Source organism: Peribacillus sp. SIMBA_075, from assembly GCF_046534585.1.
On the sequence record NZ_JAWRYN010001797.1, the window covers coordinates 1 to 228 of the forward strand.

Genomic DNA, 228 nt, shown 5'->3' on the forward strand with positions numbered 1-228 from the left:
CTGCTCGATGATCGTCTCGTCACGATGGATTTTTCGGCCCATGGTGTCGACCTTCGACAGCAACTGCGCAGCGAGTGCGCGCAGTTGTTCGGCTGTCATTTGGTCGAGCTTTTGCGCTGCAGCCGTGCATGACTGCTTCGCCTGCGCAAGCCATGCCGCCTCTTCCTGCCATACTTTTTGGCGTTCGCCGATCATCCGTTTGATCTCATCTGGACTCGGACCGCCAGG

The 228-nt window shown here is 58.3% G+C and carries 1 protein-coding gene; it reads right to left on the reverse strand.

What is annotated here, in order from left to right:
- Positions 1-195: hypothetical protein (locus SB775_RS34640; RefSeq protein WP_410865812.1), on the reverse strand; the 195-nt coding region annotated here is incomplete at its 3' end.
- Between the last annotated feature and the right edge of the window lie 33 nt (positions 196-228).